The organism is Bacteroides sp. CAG:189, from assembly GCF_000432295.1.
Classification (GTDB): domain Bacteria; phylum Bacteroidota; class Bacteroidia; order Bacteroidales; family Bacteroidaceae; genus Bacteroides; species Bacteroides salyersiae.
Genome location: NZ_HF991069.1, coordinates 1 through 4,008, shown reverse-complemented (window position 1 = coordinate 4,008; position 4,008 = coordinate 1). Strand labels below are relative to the sequence as shown.

The window sequence follows — 4,008 nt, the reverse complement described above, 5'->3', positions numbered from 1 at the left end:
GTAATAGTTCTTCTCTTCAATCATCTTATGTAAATATATTATTCTCAATTATTTAATTCTGTAAGATTAATTACTTTGTTTTTATATAGTGTTTATACCTCTCTTGCTTTTCATTTTTCATATTATTCGATGTAAAATTAGCAAAAATACCGCACATCAGCCGTTTATGAGCGGCACTTTTTATTGTACTTTAATGTAATGAGGGAATTACAGTTTCAGTAGTTTATAGTGAGTTACCGACAACTATGCAAAATGCCGCAAAATACAGTAAAAGAATTATTTAGCAAGAAATCCGCACCCGTTACGGGGGTAATGAGGTGGTAACTGAATTTCTGCACCGTTTGGCTTCGAGGTGGCATTCCGTTGGCTCTGCCCAATAGAAAAGCAAAACGTAACGAACGCTGTTTCAGCTAATTCGCTACACTTTGCTCATATTTGCAATTCCGCTATGTGTTTTTTTAAAACAGTACAAATATGAGGAATTTTGTAAATATTTCGCTGATAGACAGTATAATAAAGGAGGCGGAAACTGCTGAATCATTTATTTTTTTCTAACTTTGCGAAAACTAAACGAGTGATTCTTTGCTGTTTTATATTAAAATATTACCTTAAATATGCCTAATCAGAATCTGTTCTTATGTCTTTTTTATGATGCCGCTCCGGTCGGTTTCATAGAAAAAGATATTGTTTATATGGTAAGTATATCAGGAGTGATTATTGTGCTTACCTTGTTTTTCTTTATGCAGATGCGTATAAAGGCGTTGAAAGAAAAGGATCAGGAAGAACATTTGCGCCTGTTGGAAGGGATTCTTGATAACCTTCCGATTGCCGCCAAGGTGAAAGACGTGGATAATAATTGGCGTTATACTTTCTGGAACAAGAAGGCTGAAGAGCTTTTTGAATATCCGGCCGGAAGTGCTATCGGGAAGACTGATTTCGATACCATGCCCGAAGCTGCCGGGATGATAAGGGAAGAGGACGAAGAATTGGTACGAACCGGTATCGCACAGTCCGGTGTCCGGCATTTCTTTACTAATAAGAACGAAGAACGGTTTACTTTTCAGAATAATAATCTGCTCTCTTTTTCCAACGGGCGCAAATGGATCATCTATACGGCCTGGGACATTACCGACATGAAGAAATTGGAGCGGAACTGGCGCTTGGCGAAGGAAGAGGCCGAAGAATCCAATCGCATAAAGTCGGCTTTTCTGGCTAATATGAGTCATGAGATACGTACTCCGCTTAACGCCATTATCGGATTTTCCAGTTTATTGGCTACGGATGTTTCCGAAGAGGAAAGAATTGAATATCTGAGTATTATCGAGCACAACAATGCCATATTGCTGCAACTCATCAGTGATATTCTGGATTTGTCGAAGATGGAAGCAGGTACGTTGGAGTATGTCTATGTGAACGTAGATGTCAATAGTATGTTGCTGGAAATAGAACAAGCTGCCAGAATGCAGCAAACGAACAAGGAGGTCACTATACGTGCGGTGACATCTCTGCCCGATCTTTTTTTGTATACCGACCGGCGCAGAGTGACACAGGTTTTGAACAACTTTATCAGCAATGCCATGAAATTTACCCGCAACGGAAGCGTCCTGTTCGGGTATGAAGAACCTCGAGACGGACATATTCGTTTTTTCGTGACAGATACCGGTACCGGTATACCACCCGAAAATGTGCAGGATGTATTCAACCGGTTTGTGAAGTTGGATTCTTTCAAGCAAGGTACCGGATTGGGATTGGCCATTTCGCAGAACATCATCAAGGAGCTTAAAGGCGAGATAGGAGTGGAGTCCGAGTTTGGGAAAGGCTCTACTTTCTGGTTTACGCTGCCTTATGAGAAAATGACTGCTCATCGTGCTATCTCCCTGTGACTTTTTTCAGTGATGATTATAAGCTTTTTATAAAGGTATAAACTTCTTTTGTACAGAGATATACACTTTTGGATGATAAGAATATATACTCTTGGTATACAAAAATATATATTCTTATATCTGTTGATTATCAACTGTTTCTAAGTGATTTTATAAGATATTTCCCGGGCATTCCGATTTTATTCCACGGAGTTTGTGCCAGTATTTTCCATACGGCCGTACCGATTTCTCCATAATTGGACATTCGTAAAATCGCTTTTTTTTCTCCGATATCGATTATCTTGATTTGCTCCAGTGCCAATAGCAGGCCACCGTAATTGTGTGTTTTTGTATTGAGTGCGTATTCCGGCGGAGGAGATAAGACAAGATCTTCGTCCTTCTTCTTCCTATTTTCTTCTACTTTACTTTCCTCTACTCTACTTTGTCGGGAAATGTCTGCATTTTCCAGATTCAATTCCATTTGAGTAGGAGGAATGTCTGCACATTCTGACTTCGAACTTGTGTTCTGTCTGCATTTTATTTCTTCCAACAGATAGGGGAGTTTGGTCAAATCTCTTTTTCTGCGGCTTGTAGCCTCCAACCAGACACGTTGAATATCCAGCGAAGTCAGTATCTGCTGTTTCTGATAGCTCTCCTTGTCGAAAAATCCTTTTTCGAGTAGCAGGCTTACCATGCTTGTCACTTCTTCTTTGCTGTATTCTCTACCCAATTTGTAGGCAAATATTTCACACTGTTCTTCATCCCATGGGATGTAATATCCTTCTTTATAGATTTTGCAAAGTATTTTTATAAGAAAATAAGGTCCTTTGATGCCGTATTTTGCTTCCATTGATTCTGGAATAGCCCCCTCAAAGAAAGCCGATTTGGTAGGGAAATAAACGATCCCGAAAAATTCTGTAGCCATGATGGTTGGTGATTAGTAATTAGTAGTTAGAAGTTGGTAGTTAGAAGCTGGTAGTTAGAAGTTAGTAGTTGGTAGTTAGAAGTCGGTAGTTGGAAGTTAGTGGTAAGTAGCCGATAGTTAAAATTCTTTCTGTATATATGCCAAAACTAACCCTCTGCATAGATTCTAACTCCTAACTTCTGACTCCTAATTCCTGACTCCTAACTACCAGCTCCTAACTATCAATTATACCACTGGTTTCCATTCCAGGAAGTTTTCTATACGGAAACGCTTCCATTTTCTCTCTTCTACATCCCAATACATTACAGCTTCTTGTATTTTATTTCCTTCATATTCCCGTTTGAAATCATGCCGGTAATAAATTAGGGTTGCCTTTACAAATTGAAATTCTCCATCGATAGCCCGGCGATAAGCAATAACTGCATGTCCGTACTGCATATGATTTATTAAGGCTTCAATACGATTTGACATCCATGTGGCAGTAATTTCCGTATATCCTTTTTCTTGCATAATAAGTTTTACCCACTGATTTTTTGTGTTCTCCATGATAAAATTTGAATTTCTTTTTTTCATTGCGTTTACTTTAATAAGATTGTATTTTTTTGAATTAAGGCCGCAATGTCGGGATTATATTTGGATAGAACTAATCGCTCTATTTAACATAAAAAATCGCCTTTTGGGCGATTTTTTATGTCTTCTTTTTTCTATCTCTATTTTCTTTTCATACTATTTAAAATTCTTCTCACTTCTGTTACTAATGATTTGTATTCCATTTCTTTGTAAGTTCCATGATCTCTATATTCAATGCGGAATATTCTTCTGATTTCTTTGGCAATGTCAGTAGCGGTTGTGATGTTTCTTTTTTCATCTGTCAACGAACGAGTAAGTGCTTTTATCAATTCTCCTTTGGCTATTCTGATAACTGTCCTGTCATCAATCGGTTGTTTGTCATGGCTTTGTGCTTTAATACTGCCTTCTATGATTATTCCATCGGTGAGTTCGATTTTAATGTGTCCACTAAAATCCGTTTTTTTTCTTCTTTGCTTGTCATTTTTTTAGGTTTTAAATGATTTTTATATCGTGCAAAGATTGTTAAAAATGATGATTCGGAGATGATTAAATGATGAAAAAATTGAGAAAAGTACTTTTACGGAATATAATATTGATATTTTGGACTTTATTTTTCCTAAAAGTGTTTCAATAAACGTTCGTTTAATGGCA

General features: G+C 37.5%; 4 protein-coding genes. 1 reads left to right on the top strand and 3 read right to left on the bottom strand.

The genetic code is table 11. The features are described from left to right. Positions 1–614: 614 nt before the first annotated feature. The gene (locus QVP90_RS09620) at positions 615–1,883 is read left to right on the top strand and encodes a sensor histidine kinase (RefSeq protein WP_021936290.1); all 1,269 of its coding nucleotides are present in this window, start codon (positions 615–617) and stop codon (positions 1,881–1,883) included. A 130-nt stretch (positions 1,884–2,013) separates the two neighbouring features. Here the strand turns inward: QVP90_RS09620 and QVP90_RS09615 are convergent, their stop codons facing one another. The 3 genes from QVP90_RS09615 to QVP90_RS09605 form a co-directional block, all read right to left on the bottom strand. Then, positions 2,014–2,787 (bottom strand): DUF4373 domain-containing protein, encoded by a 774-nt coding sequence (locus QVP90_RS09615; RefSeq protein ID WP_021936289.1) that lies wholly within the window; start codon positions 2,785–2,787, stop codon positions 2,014–2,016. A 225-nt stretch (positions 2,788–3,012) separates the two neighbouring features. Continuing rightward, positions 3,013–3,360, bottom strand: a complete 348-nt coding sequence (locus QVP90_RS09610; RefSeq protein ID WP_005924960.1) for an SH3 beta-barrel fold-containing protein — start codon at positions 3,358–3,360, stop codon at positions 3,013–3,015. Between the two features lie 137 nt (positions 3,361–3,497). Next, positions 3,498–3,686, bottom strand: a complete 189-nt coding sequence (locus tag QVP90_RS09605) for a hypothetical protein (RefSeq protein WP_192912787.1) — start codon at positions 3,684–3,686, stop codon at positions 3,498–3,500. Positions 3,687–4,008: the final 322 nt, after the last annotated feature.